This window comes from Kaistia sp. MMO-174, from assembly GCF_037147815.1.
Lineage (GTDB): Bacteria > Pseudomonadota > Alphaproteobacteria > Rhizobiales > Kaistiaceae > Kaistia > Kaistia nematophila.
Map to the genome: position 1 here is coordinate 279,023 of NZ_JBBCUO010000004.1, position 16,688 is coordinate 295,710.

15 protein-coding genes are annotated in these 16,688 nt (G+C 68.5%); all 15 read right to left on the reverse strand.

The annotated features are described in order from the left end of the window. Positions 1-50 precede the first annotated feature (50 nt). The 15 genes from WFK98_RS16385 to WFK98_RS16455 all read right to left on the reverse strand — a co-directional run bounded on the left by WFK98_RS16385 (position 51) and on the right by WFK98_RS16455 (position 16,687). Positions 51-1,271 (reverse strand): sugar ABC transporter substrate-binding protein, encoded by a 1,221-nt coding sequence (locus WFK98_RS16385; RefSeq protein WP_336800975.1) that lies wholly within the window; start codon positions 1,269-1,271, stop codon positions 51-53. 99 nt (positions 1,272-1,370) lie between these two features. Then, complete coding sequence (locus WFK98_RS16390) at positions 1,371-2,381, reverse strand: ABC transporter permease (RefSeq protein WP_336800976.1); 1,011 nt, start codon at positions 2,379-2,381, stop codon at positions 1,371-1,373. Then, positions 2,378-3,385: an ABC transporter permease gene (locus WFK98_RS16395; protein ID WP_336800977.1), complete on the reverse strand. Its 1,008-nt coding sequence runs from the start codon at positions 3,383-3,385 to the stop codon at positions 2,378-2,380. Before WFK98_RS16395 ends, WFK98_RS16390 begins: the two co-directional genes overlap by 4 nt. After that, positions 3,382-4,935, reverse strand: coding sequence for a sugar ABC transporter ATP-binding protein (locus tag WFK98_RS16400; RefSeq protein ID WP_336800978.1), 1,554 nt, complete (start codon positions 4,933-4,935; stop codon positions 3,382-3,384). The genes WFK98_RS16395 and WFK98_RS16400 overlap by 4 nt, the downstream gene beginning before the upstream one ends. A 342-nt stretch (positions 4,936-5,277) precedes the next feature. Next, complete coding sequence (locus WFK98_RS16405; protein ID WP_336800979.1) at positions 5,278-6,729, reverse strand: aldehyde dehydrogenase family protein; 1,452 nt, start codon at positions 6,727-6,729, stop codon at positions 5,278-5,280. Positions 6,730-6,734: 5 nt separating this feature from the next. Then, entirely contained in the window at positions 6,735-7,502 is a 768-nt protein-coding gene (locus tag WFK98_RS16410) for an SIS domain-containing protein (RefSeq protein ID WP_336800980.1), read from the reverse strand. Beyond that, complete coding sequence (locus WFK98_RS16415; protein WP_336800981.1) at positions 7,499-8,281, reverse strand: nucleoside phosphorylase; 783 nt, start codon at positions 8,279-8,281, stop codon at positions 7,499-7,501. The genes WFK98_RS16410 and WFK98_RS16415 overlap by 4 nt, the downstream gene beginning before the upstream one ends. Beyond that, on the reverse strand, positions 8,278-9,177 hold the full coding sequence (locus tag WFK98_RS16420) for a carbohydrate kinase family protein (RefSeq protein ID WP_336800982.1): 900 nt from the start codon (positions 9,175-9,177) through the stop codon (positions 8,278-8,280). Before WFK98_RS16420 ends, WFK98_RS16415 begins: the two co-directional genes overlap by 4 nt. Next, positions 9,174-9,740 carry a cysteine hydrolase family protein gene (locus WFK98_RS16425; RefSeq protein ID WP_336800983.1) on the reverse strand — a complete coding sequence of 189 codons (567 nt, stop codon included), beginning with the start codon at positions 9,738-9,740 and terminating at the stop codon, positions 9,174-9,176. The genes WFK98_RS16420 and WFK98_RS16425 overlap by 4 nt, the downstream gene beginning before the upstream one ends. Before the next feature lies 1 nt (position 9,741). After that, positions 9,742-10,524, reverse strand: a complete 783-nt coding sequence (locus tag WFK98_RS16430; protein WP_336800984.1) for an ABC transporter permease — start codon at positions 10,522-10,524, stop codon at positions 9,742-9,744. Between the two features lie 109 nt (positions 10,525-10,633). Then, positions 10,634-11,695: an ABC transporter permease gene (locus WFK98_RS16435; protein ID WP_336800985.1), complete on the reverse strand. Its 1,062-nt coding sequence runs from the start codon at positions 11,693-11,695 to the stop codon at positions 10,634-10,636. Then, a complete protein-coding gene (locus tag WFK98_RS16440) occupies positions 11,692-13,242 on the reverse strand; it encodes an ABC transporter ATP-binding protein (protein ID WP_336800986.1) in 1,551 nt (516 codons plus the stop codon). Before WFK98_RS16440 ends, WFK98_RS16435 begins: the two co-directional genes overlap by 4 nt. 26 nt (positions 13,243-13,268) lie before the next feature. Beyond that, positions 13,269-14,300, reverse strand: a complete 1,032-nt coding sequence (locus tag WFK98_RS16445) for a BMP family lipoprotein (protein ID WP_336800987.1) — start codon at positions 14,298-14,300, stop codon at positions 13,269-13,271. Next, entirely contained in the window at positions 14,239-15,057 is an 819-nt protein-coding gene (locus tag WFK98_RS16450; RefSeq protein WP_336800988.1) for a GntR family transcriptional regulator, read from the reverse strand. Before WFK98_RS16450 ends, WFK98_RS16445 begins: the two co-directional genes overlap by 62 nt. Before the next feature lie 256 nt (positions 15,058-15,313). Then, positions 15,314-16,687, reverse strand: coding sequence for a dicarboxylate/amino acid:cation symporter (locus tag WFK98_RS16455; RefSeq protein WP_336800989.1), 1,374 nt, complete (start codon positions 16,685-16,687; stop codon positions 15,314-15,316). Position 16,688: the final 1 nt, after the last annotated feature.

Below are 16,688 nucleotides of genomic sequence, written 5' to 3' on the forward strand. Positions count from 1 at the left end.
CTCGTCTCGTCAATGGGATGGTGGACGGCCGGAGCCGTCCACCGGTTGCATCAGGGGCTCACGGTCGGCTGGATCTTCGTCAGCTTGTAGAGATCGGCCGGCGGCTCGCAGTTCTGGCAGTTGATGCCGGGCTCGTTCGGAGCCTTGACGACGTCGGCCGGCAGCGGCTGGATCGTCGCACCCGGGGTCGGCTTGCCGTCGAGGGCCGAGGTCAGCGACAGCTCGGGCAGCAGTTCCGGATTGAACACTTCGGTCACGAAGGAGGACGGCACCTTGCCTTCCGGGAAGACGTTGCAGCCATTCTCGAACGTGTCGCCGGCGCAGACCTGGACCGAAGCGGCCGGAACCCACGGCAGCGGGTATTCGATGTTGGTCGGCTCCAGCGTGCGCTTGCCGGTCAGGATTTCCATCAGCAGCTTGAAGGCATAGCCCGACTGCGCCGGCGGCGAGCCGGCCGAAACGCCCTTCAGGCCCTTTGCCTGCATGTCCGGATTGGCAAGCGCGAGGCGGAGCCCGTTGGAGTTCTCGCCGGTGATCGGCACGAGCTTGGAGCCCGCGTCCTGCAGCGCCTGGATCGCGCCATATTCGCCGGCCTGCGCCCAGATGCCGTCGACATCCGGATGTGCGGCGAGCGCCTTGGCGGTCTCCTGCTGGGTCGTGCGGTCGTCCCAGTAGGAATAATATTCGGCGGCGATCTCGATACCCGGATACTGCTTGAAGATGTGCATCGCGCCGTCGGTGTGGCGCTTGTCGACCGAATTGCCGGGCACGCCGCGGCTCAGGAAGATCTTGCCCTTGCCGCCGAGCTCGTTGACCAGCGCCTGGGCCGAATTCTCGCCGAAGCCGGAGGTGATGTAGCTGACATTGTAGGCGCAGGGCTCGGTGACCGTGGCGTCGTAGGTGAAGAACTTCACGCCCTGCTCGCAGCCGCGCTTGATGACGCGGTTGAGCGCCGTCGAGGAGATCGGGAAGGTGACGATGCCGTCGGCGCCCGCCTCGATCATGCTTTCATAGGCGGAGATCTGCGCCTGCGGGTCGGTGCCCGAGATCACCTCGATCAGCTCGACCTGCTTGTCATAGGGCGGCGTCGCGGCCAGCGCCTTGACGATGTTCGCCGCCTCGGACTGCCACGCGTTGCCGCTGTAGCTGAGGCTCAGATAGATCTTGAACTTCTTGTCCTCGGCATGGGCCGACCCGACCAGACCGGCCAGGGCCACCGCCGCCGTGGTGCAGAGCATCGTCGCCCTGCCGAGACGCTTCCAATTCCGCATGTTTCCTCTCCTCTTTCTTCGCTTTGGACGGCCCGACGATGCAGTGAGAACGTTCTCACCCGAAGACAAAGACGTGCATCGACCGGAGCGACCTCCCCTTCAGCTCCGCTTCGGCCGTCGCAGCCGAGCGAAGAACTCCTCGCGCATGAAAAACAGGGCGGCGACGATGATCCCGCCCTCGATCACGGTCCGCCAGCCCTGCTCCAGGCCGATTGCCGCGATCACGGTGCCGAGCGTCGTCAGCAGGAAGGCGCCGCCCACCGTGCCGATGAAACTTCCGCGGCCGCCGAGGATCGACGAGCCGCCGATCACCACCGCCGCGATGCTGGGCAGCAGGTAGTTGTCGCCCATCCGGAGCGTCGCGCCATTGGCGTAGCCGACCAGCATCATGCCGACGAAGCCGGCGCAGACCGCGCTGACGACATAGGCCTGGACCGTGACGGAACCGACCGAGACACCGGCGACGCGCGCCGCCTGATCGTTGGCGCCGACGGCGTAGAGCTTGCGGCCGAACACGGTCCGGCTCTGCAGCAGCCAACCGGCGGCGACGAACAGGACGACGAAATAGACGACCACCGGCACGCCGAGCCACGTCGTCTTCATCAGCGCCGTCAGCACCGCCGGCGAGGCGCCTCGCGGCGTGCCGCTGGTATAGCCGAGGGCGGCCGAGGCGAGGATGATCGACGTCGCCATGGTCATGATGAAGGGCGGGATCCTGAGCACGGTGACGCCGAGACCGTTGAAGACGCCGACCAGCGCGCAGACCGCCAGGATCGCCGGCAGCACGTACCATTCGCCAGCGCCGGACCAGCCGGTCGCCAGCACGCCGCCCAGCGTGATCACCGAGGGGATGGAGAGATCGAGCCCGCCGACGAGGATGACCAGGCCCTGGCCGAAGGAGAGCACGATCAGGAACGAGGCGAGCATCAGCACGGTCAGCACCTGGCTCCAGGAGCCAAGCGCCGGGCTGACGAAGCGTGATCCGAGGATCAGCAGGATGGCGAGCCCGAAGACGATGATCGCATTGGCGGTCTCGCGCGACATGCCGCCGCCGCGGCGAAGGTCGGCCGACGCCTGGAAGGCAGCGCTGTTGGGTTCCGATCCGCTCATTTCTTCGCTCCGGCGTTGAACAGGCGTGGCATGAAACGGCCGAACAGGATGGCGAGGATCAGGACGAAGCCCTGGAAGATGCCGGTGTAGAAGGACGACACGCCGCCGGAGAACAGCACCTTCTGCAGCAGCATCAGGCAGCCGGCGCCGACGATCGAACCGATCAGGCCGCCGCGACCGCCGGAGAGCGAGGTGCCGCCGAGCGCCACCGCCGCGAAGACCAGCATCAGGAAGGGTGCGCCGGCGTTCGGATTGCCGGTGGCGGTTTGCGCGCTCAGCATGAAGCCGGCGACGCCATAGAGCATACCCGCGCCGACGAAGGCGGCGAAGCGAACGCACGTCACCGAGACGCCGGAAAGCATGGCGGCCTGCTCGTCGGCGCCAACCGCATAGATGCCGATGCCGGTATTGGTGCGTACGAAAGCGAGCCAGGCGAGCGCGACGGCGCCGACGATCAGGCCCGCGACCGGCACCACGCCGAACAGCGTTCCCGTCAGTTCATAGGACACCCAGTCGGCGACCATGCCGCCCGGCGCGTCGAGCACGACCAGCGCCAGGCCCTGGCAAACGATCATCGTGCCAAGCGTGGCGGCGATGGTCTGAAGACGCAGCACCGCGACCAGCCAGCCATTGACCGTTCCCACCGCCGCGCCGATCGCGCAGCAGCCGAGCAAGCTCAGCAGCGCGCCGCCCGGACCCTCCATCGGCTTGACCGCCATGAAGACGTTGGTGAGCGACACGACGCCGGCGACCGAGAGGTCGAAGCCGCGGCTCAGCACCACCAACGTCTCGCCGGCGGCGGCGATCGCCAGCGGCGCGGCGTTGTTGATCAGGTTGGTGAAGGTATAGGAGGAAAGCGCGCGCGGCTCCCACATCGCATAGAGCGCATAGAGCACGACATAGAGCAGCGTGACGATCGCCGCGCCGCTGGTCAACGCCCGTACCCATCCCGGCCGCCGGCCACCCCGCTCACCCTCGAGCGACCCCACCGCACTCACACTCATGACGCTTTCTCCAGACCGGCGGCATGCGCTGCGCCCTTCGGTGCTGCCGCATGCCCCACCAGCGCGCCGACAAGGCGCTGTTCTTCCAGTTCGTCGCCGCTGAATTCCGCGAAGATGCGGCCGCCATAGAGGACGAGACAGCGATCGGCGAGGTCGGTGACCTCGGGCAGTTCGGACGAATAGAAGAGCACCGAGCCGCCGGCGTCGGCGAAGCGCCGGATCGCGGCATAGATCGACTGCTTGGTGCCGACATCGACGCCGCGGGTCGGATCGAACAGGAGCAGCGTGCTGGCGCCCGTCAGCAGGGTGCGCGCCAGCAGCGCCTTCTGCTGGTTGCCGCCGGAAAGATCGGCGATCGGAAAGGCGAGATAGCGCGCCGCGAGATCGACGCTCGCCGCGACCGACGCAGCCGCCTCCGCCTCCAGCCCGCTCCAGACCAGGCCGCCGCGCGCGATCCGCCCCGCGACCGGCAGCGTGATGTTGCCGGCCGCCGTCAGGCTCGACAGAATACCCTCGGTCTTGCGCTCCTCCGGCACATAGGCAATGCCGCGGCCGGCCTTCAGCGCCGCCTGCGGATTGCGCAGGGTCGTCGGCTTGCCGTCGACCCGAATGACACCGCCCGCCGGCTTCGCGAGGCCGGCCAGCATGCGGAAAAGGTCACGCTGGCCCTGCCCTTCCAGCGCCGCGACGGCGAGAACCTCGCCCTGGCGGAGCGCGAAGGTGACGTCCTTCAACTGGCCGCCGGACAGTTTGTCGACGGCGATCGATGCCGTTGCGCCGGCGGCCCGCACCGGCCGGTCCGCCTTCTCGCTGCGGACGGCGCGCCCGACCATCATCTCGAAGATGTCGGCATCGGACGCCCCGGCGAGATCGACGGTGGCGATGCTGCGGCCGTTGCGAAGCACCGTCGCGCGGCTGCAGAGAGCGCGCACTTCGGCAAGCCGATGCGAGATATAGAGGACCGCGACGCCGCGCGCCGTGGCCTGGCGGATCAATCCGAACAGCCAGTCGACCTCGGCGAGCGCCGCCGTCGGCTCGTCGAGGACGAGAACCTTGGTAGCGTGCTCCATGGCGCGGACGATCTCGAGCCGCTGCCGGTCGGCAAGCGACAGGTCGGAGACGATCTCGCCGGCATCGATGCGCGAAAGCTCGTAGCGCTTCAGGATCGCCGCGGCGGCGGCGCGTGCGGCGGAAGCGGAGGCGAGGCCCGCAACGCCGCGCGGCATGCGCGGCAGCATCAGGTTCTCGGCCACCGTCAGATTGGGAAGCAGGCTCAGTTCCTGGAAGGCGGTGGCAACACCGGCGCCGCGCGCCTCGAGGATGGTGCGCGGCTGGAAGGCGCCGCCGTCGAGCGACATGCTGCCGCTATCGGGCCGCACGACACCGCTCAGGACCTTCACCAGGGTGGACTTGCCGGCGCCGTTCTCGCCGAGCAGCGCATGCACCTCGCCCGGCTTCAGGACCAGATCGACGCGCTCGAGCGCGACGGTGGCGCCGTAGGATTTGGAAACAGCGCCGACCGCGAGCGCAATTTGCCCGTCTCTGACCATGCGCCCCTCCCAAGGTCCATATCGTCAGTGAGAACGTTCTCTGAGAACGTTCTCACCATGCTGCAACCAGATTGCGCTGTCAACCGCCGCCGTGAAGGCGCTGCATCTTTCGAAGCCGTTCGCGGCCATGCGGGTTCGGCCGGACGCGTCGAATGACGAAGCCCGGGCAACGGGAAATGGCGGTTCTTCCAGAGGATTCAGGGCCGGACCAGCGTCGGCGAAATCATCGCGAAAGGCAGGGGAAAGCCTCGCGGAGCGGACCGACGGAACAACCGTATCGGCAAGGCCCGCCAGCGCCGGACGCGCCGCTAGAGATCGGCGCGTCCGGATACGGGAAGCGGCTCAGACCGCCAGCGGACGAACGCGCATCTTGATGTGCTTGGATTCGCGGAAGGCGGCGAGGCCTTCCGGTCCGAGCTCGCGGCCCATGCCGCTCATCTTCCAGCCGCCGAACGGCGCCTGCAGTTCCGTCGTGTCGTTGACGTTGACGCCGATCGCGCCCGCCTCGATCCGGTCGGCGAGCGCCCAGGCCCGTTCCAGATCGCGCGAATAGACATAGGCCGCGAGGCCATAGGGCAGCGCATTGGCGACGCGGAGCGCCTCGGCGTCGTCCGCCACCGGGCGGATCGCCGCCAGCGGGCCGAAGGTCTCTTCCGTCAGCGCCAGCGCATCGTCCGGCGCATTGTCGACGAGGGCCGGCTCGTAGAAGAAGCCCCTGGCGAATTCCTCGCCCTCCGGAATCCGGCCGCCGACCAGCAGCTTGCCGCCCTTGGCGACGGCGTCGGCGACATGGGTCGTCACGCGCTGGCGCACGCCCTCATGCAGCATCGGGCCATAGAGCACGCCGGGCAGGCTGCCATTGCCGAGCTGGATCTTGCGCGTTTCCGCCACCAGCGCCTCGACGAACTCCTTGTGGATGCCCTTCGAGACGAGGATGCGGTTCACCGCGATGCAGATCTGGCCCATGTTGGAGAAGGAGCGGCGCGCCGCGGCCGCCGCCGCCTCGACCGGATCGGCATCGTCGAGCACGACGAACGGGCTCTGGCCGCCCAGCTCCAGCGACAGCCGCTTCAGCGTGCCGGCGGAGGCGCGCATGATCGACTGGCCGGCCGGCACCGAGGCGGTCGCCGTGATCATCCTTATGTCGGGATGTTCGGCCAGCGCCGCGCCCACTTCCGGGCCGGTGCCCGGAATGTCGTTGACGACGCCTTCCGGCACGCCGGCGTCGACGAAGCACTGCACCACCATGCCGATCGCCAGCGGCGTCTCGTGCGGCGGCTTGGCGACGAGCGTGCAGCCCGCCGCCAGCACCGGCGCGATCTTCCAGCAATAGAGATCGACCGGATAGTTCCACGGCACGATGGCGCCGACGACGCCAACCGGCGCGGTCGTGACGATGCTCTTGATGTCGGCGCGCGACGACGGCCGGATCGAGCCGCCGAGACGACGCCCCTCCTCCGCATAGTAGCGGATGACCTCGATGCCGAAGCCGATCTCCTTCTTCGAGTCCGGCACCGGCTTGCCCTGCTCGCGCGTCAGCGTCGCGGCGATGGCGTCGATTCGCTCGGCGACGAGATCGGCGGCGCGGTGCAGGATCTTCGCACGCTGGTCGGCGTGCATCGAAGCCCAGGCGGGTAGCGCGCGGCCGGCAGCGGCGACGGCGAGGTCGACATCCGCCCTCGACGCCAGCGCGCTGGAGCCCACAAGCTCGCCGGTCGCCGGATCGCGGATCTCGATCCGCTCGCCCTTGGCGGCGTCGCGCCAGGCGCCGCCGATGAAAAGTCCTCGTTCCATCTGGCTCACCGCGACTTCAGTCTCCGCCACAGTTCCTCGTAGTTGCGGTCGTTCTGGGCGTTGGCTTCGGCCTTGCTGGTCGTGTTGGGGTTGACCATCACGAACGGCTTGATGCCCTGCTGAACGAGCTTCTCGGCCGTCGTCGCCACGATCGCATGGGCGATCGCGATGGTGACGCTGGTCGAATTGGCGCCGACCGGATGCTCCAGGCCCTCGATCACGAGCGAGGCGTCGGCCTTCGGAATGCCGGTGTCGATGACGACGTCGGCGACCTCGAACAGGCGCTTGCCGGAGGAGTGGCGCGACGGGGTGACGCTCGAATGCGGCAGCGACGTCACGCCGACCACCTTCATGCCGCGCGCCTTGCACTCGAGCGCGATGTCGAGGATCACGGCGTTGATGCCGGAATGCGAGAACAGCACCATGGTGTCGAGCGGGTCGAGCTGATGCGAGTTCAGGATCGCCTTGCCATAGCCCTCGACGGCGTGGATGAAGCGATACTGGCGCGCGCCCATGTCGCCGAGCACGCGGTGGAACGAGATCATCGTGCTCTCGACGATCGGCCGGAAGCCGGTGATCGTGCCGGTGCGCGGGAAGCTTTCGAGAGCCGGCAGCGCGCCATGGCCGGTGCCGAAGGTGAAGGCCAGCTTGTCGGCGGCAATACTCGCCGCGCAGAGCTCGGCCGCCTGTTCGATGGCCGCGGCCTGGGTGGTGCGGACCCTTTCGAGCCGCTCGGCCAGCGTGTTGAAATAGCGGTCGACCATCGACGTCATGACGTCACCTCGTTCTTCTTCGTTGCAAATTCCGCGATCGAATCGAGCGCGACCTCGAACAATTCGCGCTCGGCGACGGCCATCGCCGCGTCGTCGATCTTCTCCTGGCTGAAGGCGTCGACCGTCGCGACGCAGAGCGTCGAGGCGCTGGCGCCGAGCACGCGGGCCGCCACCAGCAGCGCCGAGGTCTCCATGTCCGTGCCGATCAGGCCGAGGCGCTGGATGTCCTGCTTCAGCGTCTCGATCATCGCCCGGCTCTGGCCGGAAAGTCCGAACATCTCGGTATAGAAGCCGTCATAGGTGCCGTAGACGCCGGCGTGCCAGGTGCGGCCGGAGCGGCCGAGATGCTGGCGCAGCGTCGTGTTCAGCTCGAAATCGGCCATCGCGGGGAAGCCGAGCGGCGCATAGGTGTTGGAGGTTCCCTCGGCGCGCAGCGCGCCATCCGCCAGCACGAAATCGCCGAGCTTCGCCGGCGGCACGGCCATGGCGGTGCCGATGCGCAGGAAGCTGCGCACGCCGAGCGCGAACAGTTCGTGCAGGACGATGGTCGCGATCGGCGCGCCCATGCCGAAGGCGCTGACGGTAATGCGCTGGCCGTTGCGGGTGCCGGTGACCGTGCGGAGGCCACGGTTTTCCGGCAGGAACTCGACATCGCTCAGGTGCTCGGCGATGCGGCCGATGCGGGCGGGATCGCCGACGAGAATGGCACCGCTGCCGACCTGGTCGCGCTTCGCGCCGATGTACCAGGCGGTATTGGTCTTTTCGTCTTGCTTGGTCATTCTCTCAATGCACTTTCATTTTCGGAAGTCTGGCGTGCGAGCAGCAGCCGGCGCGCGGCGGCATGGCCGGAGCGCACGACGGCGGCGAGATCGGTCTCGCCCTTATCGGTCTCGCCCTTGGCGAGCGCCGCCAGCACGCCGCCGGCGAAGCTGTCGCCGGCGCCGGTCGGATCGGTAACGGCGAGGGGCTCGGCCGAAACCGCGATGGAGCGCTCGTCGCGCGTGATGGTCGCGCCGGCGCCGCCGCGCGTCTCGATCAGCACTTGGCCCGGCCGCGCCGCGCCCGCCCCGGCCAGCGCCTGCTGGACGAAGCCGGCCTCGGCATGGCTGAAGCAGATCAGGTCGGCGCGCGCGGCGAAGCGGGCCGCCTGCGCCACCGACAGGACGCGCGGGTCGTGCTTGACGATCCAGGCGAGCCGCGTGCCGGGGCGGATCGCGTCGAGCACGGCGTCGTTGACGGCGGCGGGGCCGATGGTGATGCAGACCCAGTCGGCCGTGCCGACCAGCTCGCGCTGCGCGGCCGACAGGGTCAGCCCGGCCGGCATGCCGGGATCGTAGAGGCAGATGCAGCCGCCGTCCGGCTCATAGGCGAGCACGGAGACGGGCGTGCGGGCGCCGGCGACGGCGTCGAGCCCCCGATCCGGCACGCCCCTGGCGGCAAGCTGGTCGCGATAGGCGTCGCCCGCCGTATCGTCGCCGATCCAGCTGACGGGGATCGCCTGCGCGATGCCGTCGGCGACCAGCGCCATGGCGACGAAGGCGGGGCCGCCGCCGAGGCGAGGCCAGGCGTCCTGCGGCCGCTGCAGGATGGTCGTCGTCCGGCCGGCCCTCGGCGCGCCGTCGAGAACAGCGACATGGTCGAGGCTGGCAAAGCCGGTGATGGCGATGGTGGTCATGCCAGCATCCCGAGCGCTTCGCCGAGCGGCACGACGCGACCCATATAGCGGTCAATGTCTTCCAGCGACGCCTCGGCCAGATGCGGCCGGTTGGAGTTGGTCGCCTCGCGCGGCACCACCGGCTCGAAGCCGTTGGCGAAGGCGTCCTGCGCCGAGGCGCGGATGCAGACATTGGTCTTGACGCCGGCGATGACGACGCGCGTCACCTTCTGCTCGTGCAGGAACAGCGCGAGATCGGTGGCGAAGAAGGCGCTGAAGCGGCGCTTGAAGATCGTCGTCTCGTTCGGCCCCTCGGGGCGGAATTCCGCGAAGAAGGCGGCGTCATGCGCGTCTTCCAGGTGATGGACCGGGAGCTTCCGCCATTCGAAATCGTCGAACCCGGCCGGCCGGTGCTTCTCGACCGCGTGCACGACGATGGTGCCCGACTTCCGCGCCGCGTCGAGCAGCGCCCGCATCGGCTCCAGCACCGCCTCGACGCCGGCATAATAGTTGGGCTGGCCGGGCTCGAAGAACGAGTTGATGACATCCACCAGGATGAGCGCGGTCTTTGTCGTCTCGACCATGTCAGGCTCCTTTGTTCCGCGCACGCTTCAGGGTGATGGCGACCAGGGCGAGGATCACGATGACCATCACGTAGGGCAGCGTCTGCACCAGCTCGGCCGGCAGACCACGGCCCTGCAGGCGGATCTGGATCGCGTCGAACAGGCCGAACAGCAGCGCGCCGAGCGCCGTCGGCCAGGGCCGGTTGCGGCCGAAATAGAAGGCGGCGAGCGCCAGGAAGCCGCGTCCGGCGGTGATGCCCTCGTTGAAGATGCCGACGACGCCGATGCAGAGATAGGCGCCGGCAAGGCCCGACATCGCGCCGGCGAAGACGGTGGAGGCGTCGCGCAGATTGAGCGGGTTGAGGCCGAGCGCACGCGCCGCCTGCGGCGCCGCGCCGGCCGCCCGCAGGCGAAGGCCGAGACGGGTCCGCGCCAGGAACCAGGCCGTCGCCGGCACCAGCAGCCAGGCGGCCCAGGTCAGCGGGTCGTGGTCGGAGAAGATCGCGCCCAGCACCGGGATGTCGGCGACGACGGGGATGTGGATGCGCGGCAGCATGGCGACGTCGGGCAGGCTGAGCGTGCCCGAGGTGCCGTACCAGCTCTTCAGGAAGAAGCGCACCAGCCCGGCGACGGCGATGTTGAAGCCGAGGCCGACGATGATCTCGTTCGCCTGCAGCCGCGTGACGGTGAGCGACATCAAGAGGCCGAGCAGGCCGCCGACGAGGGCGGCGGCGACGAGCGCCGCCGGCCAGCTTCCCGTCTGCGAGGCGACCATGAGCCCGACCAGCGCGCCGGCCAGCATCATGGAATCGAGGCCGATATTGACGAGGCCGGCGACGCGATTGACCAGTCCGCCGAGGGCGGCAGCAGGATCGGCGTCGTCATGAGGAACGCCGCATGGATGATGTTGTCGATCATTTGCCGCCCTGCCGCTGTTTCAGGAGCCAGCCGAAGCGGGCGACCGCGAAGATCATCACCGTTCCCTGCAGGATGTTGACGATCTCGATCGGCACGTCGCTGAAGAGCTGGATGGTGGCGCCGGACGTCGCCAGCGCGCCGAAGAGCAGCGCGGCGAGCAGGATGCCGATCGCCGAGCCTCGACCGAGCAGCGCCACGGCGATGCCGGTGAAGCCGTAGCCGGGCGAGAAGCCGACGACGAAGCGGTTGACGGTGCCGAGCGCCTGGATGCCGCCGGCGAGGCCGCCAATGGCGCCGGAGAGCAGCATCATCTTGATGATCAGCATCGGCACGTTGATGCCGGACGCGATGGCGAAGCGCGGGTTGAGACCGGCGAGCCGGGTCTCGAGCCCGAGCGCCGTGCCGCGGCCCCAGAGCCAGTAGAGCACGAGCAGCGCGATCGCGATCAGGAAGCCGGCATTCAGCGTCGAGGGCGGCATCAGGCGCGGCAGGCGCGCCGCCTCGACCACCATCGGCGTCGCCGAATTGGCCGAGCCCGGCGCCAGCAGCGGGCCGTTGACCAGCCAGGCGGTGAGGCTGACGGCGATGAAGTTCAGCATCAGCGTCGTCACGACCTCGTCGACGTCGAGCCGCGCCTTCAGGAGCGCCGGCACCAGCATCCAGAGCGTGCCGGCGATGACGGCGGCGCCGAGCGCGAAGGGCAGCAGCAGCGTGGCCGGCAGGCCGACAAAGGTGAAGCCGACATAGGCGGCGGCGAGGCCGCCGACGAGCACGCAGCCCTCGACGCCGACATTGAACACGCCGGAGCGGAACGCCACGGCGGTGGCGAGGCCGGTCAGGATCAGCGGCGTCGAGGCGGCGACCGTCGCGGCGATGCGCTTGACGCCGCCGAAGGATTCCTTGAGCAGCAGCCAGTAGACTTCGAGCGGATTGTGGCCGGCGACGGCGAGCACGATGCCGGCGACGACGAGCGCCAGCACGAGCGGCGCGACCGCCAGCGCGACATCGCGCCAGCCGACAGCAGGCGCCGTCCGGGCCGTGGATGCAACGGCGCTCATGCGGCGATCTCCGCGCGGGTTTCGCCCAGCATCATGCGACCGAGCTCCTCGACCTTGGCCGAGCCGCGCGACACCTCGCCGGTGACGCGGCCGTCATAGAGGACGACGATGCGGTCCGACAGCGCGATGAGTTCATCGAGTTCTTCCGAAATGACCAGCACCGCCCCGCCCGCCTCGCGGTAATCGAGCAGGCACTGGTGAATGAAGGCGATGCCGCGAATGTCGACGCCGCGCGTCGGCTGGCAGGCAACGAGGAGCTTCGGATCGCCGTCGAGCTCGCGCGCCATGGCGACGCGCTGCTGGTTGCCGCCCGAAAGGCTGGAGATCGGCAGCGCCGAGGAGGCGCGCTTGACCGAGAAGCGGTCGAGCAGGGTTTCGACATGGCGCCTGATGGCGCCCTTCTGCAGCACGCCGCCCTTGCAGAGCGCGGCCGCGCGATGCCGGCCGGCGATCAGGTTTTCCGAGATCGGCGCGGCGAGGCAGAGCCCCTCCGCCGCGCGGTCCGGGCTCAGATAGGAGAGGCCCCGTTCGCGCCGGTCACGCAGGCCGAGCCTGGTGACATCCTCGCCGTCGAGCCGGACCGAGCCGCGCTCGATCCGGCCGAGGCCGGTGACGGCGGCGATCAGCTCGTCCTGGCCGTTGCCGGCGACGCCGGCGATGCCGACGATCTCGCCGGCGCGGATATCGAGATCGAGTTCCTTCAGGCGCAGCACGCCGCGCGCATCCTTGGCGGCGAGGCCGCGCAGCTCCAGCACGGTGCGTCCGACCGCGCTCGGCCGGGCGTTCGGCCGGCTCAGGATCTCGCCGATCATCATCTCGGCGAGGGCCGCCTTGCTGGTCTCGGCCGTCTTCATGGCGCCGATCACCTTGCCGGCGCGGATGACGGTGATCTCGTCGGCGAGCGCCATCACCTCGTCCAGCTTGTGGCTGATGAAGAGGATGGTGCGGCCTTCCGAGCGCAGCTTCTGGAGCAGGACGATCAGTCCCTGCACCTGCGCCGGCGCCAACACCGCCGTCGGCTCGTCGAGGATGAGCACGTCGGCGCCGCGATAGAGCAGGCGCAGGATCTCGACGATCTGGCGCACATGCACCGGCGCGTCGTCGACCGGCATGTCCCAGTCGAGCGTGACGCCCGCCTCGCGCTCCAGCTTGCGCGCCGCGTCGAGGGCCTTCCGGCGATCGATGCGGCGCAGGCCGTCGAGCGGTTCCTGCGCCAGCACCAGGTTTTCGAGCAGTGTCAGCCCCGGCACCAGCATGAATTCCTGGTGCACCATGCCGATGCCCTTCTGGAAGGCATCGGCGGGTCCGAAGAAGACGGTCGGCATGCCGTCGACGAGGACGACGCCCTCGTCCGGCCGGTCCATGCCCTGCAGGATGCGCATCAGCGTCGACTTGCCGGCGCCATTGCCGCCGACGATGGCATGGATGGTTCCGCGATGGGCGCGGAAGGTGATGCCATCATTGGCGACCAGCGCGCCGAACCGGCGGGTGACGCCCTGCGCCCCCAGTCGGATCGTCGTGTCCGGCTGAAATTCATCCATCGACATGGACCGTCCCTACGCGTGGATCGTGCTTACTTCAGGAAGTCCGGGTAGCCCTGGTCGACGACGTTCCAGACCTTGATCTTGCCGGAGAGGATGTCCTGCTTCGCCGCCTCGACCTTTTCCAGGATCGCCGGGGGGATGCGGTCCTTGGTGTACTTCATCTCCGACAGGCCGACGCCGTTCTCCTTGAGGCCGAGCGTGATCGTCTGGCCGCCCGGGAACTTGTCGGCGGCGTAGTCCTTGATCACCGCCTCGACGGCGTTGTCGGAATGCTTGACCATGCTGGTGAGCACATTGCCCGGCGCGATGCCGTCCTGGTCGGTATCGACGCCGATGGCGTAGACGCCGGCTTCCTTGGCCGCCTGGATGACGCCCATGCCGGTTCCGCCGGCGACGTGGTAGATCACGTCGGCGCCTTCCTCGATCATCGCCTTGGCCATCTGCAGGCCGACGGCCGGATCGCCGAAATTGTTGGAATAGGCGATCTTGACGACGATTTCGGGATTGGCCGCCTTGGCACCCTCGACATAGCCGGCGATGAACTTGTCGATGCCGGCCGACTTGGTGCCACCGATAACACCGATCACCGGCTTGTCGTTGATGCCCTTGATCGAGGTATCGGTCGTCACCAGGGCGGCGAGCGTGCCGGCGAGGTAGGAACCTTCCTGCTCCTGGAACAGCACCGAGGCGATGTTCGAGCCTTCGCGCACCTGGTTCAGGATGACGTACTTGGTATCCGGATAATCCTTGGCAACTTCGAGCATCGGCTCGCCATGGGCATATTCGAGATCGACGATCAGGCCGAAATCGGCGTCCGAGGCGCGACGCAGGATCTCGGTCGCCTGCGAAACCACTTCCTTGGATTCGACCGCCTTGCCCTCGAGCCCGGTCTCCTTCAGCGCGCGCAGAAAGCCGGAATGGGCGAGGTCGTTGTAGGACTGGTCGCCGAGGCCGCCCTGCGAAACGATCAGGGCGACGGGCTTGTCCTCGGCGCGGGCGCTAGCCGTTCCAAGGGCCGAGGCGAGGACCATCGTGGCGAGCGCCATCGAAGTGGATTTCATCTGACTTCTCCATGTTGGATGCGTGGTTCCGCGGCTGGCGCACAAGCGTCGCCTCGTAGGAGTAGCGGCGCGCGTCATAGACGGCGTTGACGGCGTCGAGCGGCGTGCCGTCGGCGGCAAACGAGTGTCGCGTCACCGCGACGACGACGGCGTCCGCGCCGAGGTTGAGCAGCTCCCGGTCGCCGGGTTCGGCCGTGCAGGCGATCAGGCGCTCGGTGGCGCCATGCACCGAAAGACCACGCTCCTCGAAGAAGCGGTACAGCGAGAAGGAATGCGACGCGGCGACGTCGCGGGTGAGGCCGATCGACCGCGCCAGCTCGGCCGAGATCAGCGAGCGGTGCAGCGCCACCGCCATGCCGTCGACGAGACGCAGGCGATCGAGCCGGACCAGCGCCGTCCCTTCCGGATAAGGCAGGCCGGGCTGCCAGGACGCCTCGCCGAAGGCGAGCAGCTGGTGCGTGGCCTTGTGGCCCGCCGCCTCGACCGCCTCGGTGAAGCTCAGCAGATAGCCGGGCTGGCGGCGCAGCGGCGCGGCGGCGACGAACGAGCCGCTGCCCTGGCGACGGGTGATCAGCCCCTCGTCGGCGAGCTGCTCGACCGCCTTCGCCACGGTGAAGCGGCTGACGCCCCAGTCGCGGGCGAGCTGCGGCTCGCTCGGAATCCGCGCGCCCTCGCCGAGCGAGGCGATGTCCTCGCGCAGCCGATCCGCGATCTGCAGATAAAGCGGACCGTCGCGGTCCCGCATTCCTGCCGCCATGGCTTCCTCCTAGCTTGTCCAGTCAACTGTACAAGCAGGTTTCCGGATTTCAAGCGGTCTCGCTGGTTTGCCGCGAAATTATTCTTCGGCGGCGCGGCACGAAGGAAAGCGCGACCCGGCGACTACGCCGGGGCAGCAACAATCGGGCCAAGGGACGACGCCCCGCGCCCGCCGGTGTCGGCGGTCGCGAGGAGCCTGGCAGCAAAGACAGGGAGAGAAAGGCGGGATAGAGGGGCGGCGCAGGTCCGGCCGGCGGTCAGGCCGTCGCGTCCTGCACGGGCTGCAACCCCGCCGGGATTGCCTCGGTCTCGTCGATCTCGCGCGAATGCGGGGCGATCGCCGCGGTAGCGGCGGTGACCGTCGACACGCTGGCAAGCGTCATGAACGTGTCCGTGACCGCGTCGACGGCGACGAACAGGGCGAAGGCCGCCTCGAAGGGCAGTTGCAGATAGCTGCAGAGGATCGACATCTGCGACAGGATCACCAGCCCCGCCATGCCGGTGGTGGTGAGCGCCAGAAGCGCCGAGGACACGCCGATCAAGGCGAGGTCGGGGATCGAGAGCGTGCGTCCGTAGAGCTGGGCGATGAAGATGACGCCGCCGACATAGAGGAAGATCGCGCCGGTGCGCAGCAGCGCCGCCTGCAGCGGGGCCAGCAATTCGACGATCACCTGGCTGAATTTCAGCCGCTCCACCAGCAGGTTGATGATCCACGGGATCGAGGCGATGGTCGAGCGCGTGGTGATCACCACCATCAGCAGCGGCTGGAACGCCTTGATGGTGGACCAGTAGCCGCGGCGCGAGCGGACCGCGACGATGGTGACCGCCGCGATCATGACGGCGAGGGTCGAAAGCCCCATCACGAGCAGGAAGCGGCCCATCAGGGTCAGCGGTTCCGGCCCGACCTGCGCGGTCTGCTCGGCGATCAGGATGAAGGTCGCGATCGGGAGGCCCCAGACGAACCAGTTGGTCAGGATGATGCAGGCGCGGTAGATCGCATCGAGGCCCTGGGCCAGGCTCGTCGCGGATTTCTGCGGCACCTGGCCGACGGCGAGGCCGAAAAGCAGGCAGAACAGCAGCACCTGGATCGTCTCGCCCTTGGCGAGCGCGCCGAAGACGTTGCTCGGCACGAGCTGGAGGAAGATGCCGAGCGGGCCGGCCTGCTGGCCGGCATTCTCCGGCTCGGCCAGCGACAATTGCAGGTCGGTCGACACCGCCCCCTGCGAATTGATGAACATGCCGAGGCCGATGCGCGACTGCGGATCGTCGATCTGGCCGGGCTGCAGGACGAGCGACAGCATGCCGATCAGGGCCACGCCGAGAACCGAGACGACCACGACCGCGAGCGCGATGCGGGCGAGATAGCGGACCGAGCGCGGATCCTGCACCATCGAGGTGATCGAGAAGATCACCGACGAGACGAGCAGCGGCAGCACCACCATCGTCAGCAGGTTCAGATAGACCTTGGCGACCGGCGCCAGCGCATGGGCGACCGCCGGCGCGTGGATGCCGCAAAGAATGCCGGCCGCGATCAGCACCAGCGTGGTGACGGGCGAGCGCAGCACGCGCTTGAACAGGGTGAAGCCTTTCGAGCGCGGCACCGGCTCTGCGAGGGTTTCGTCCGTCGCCACG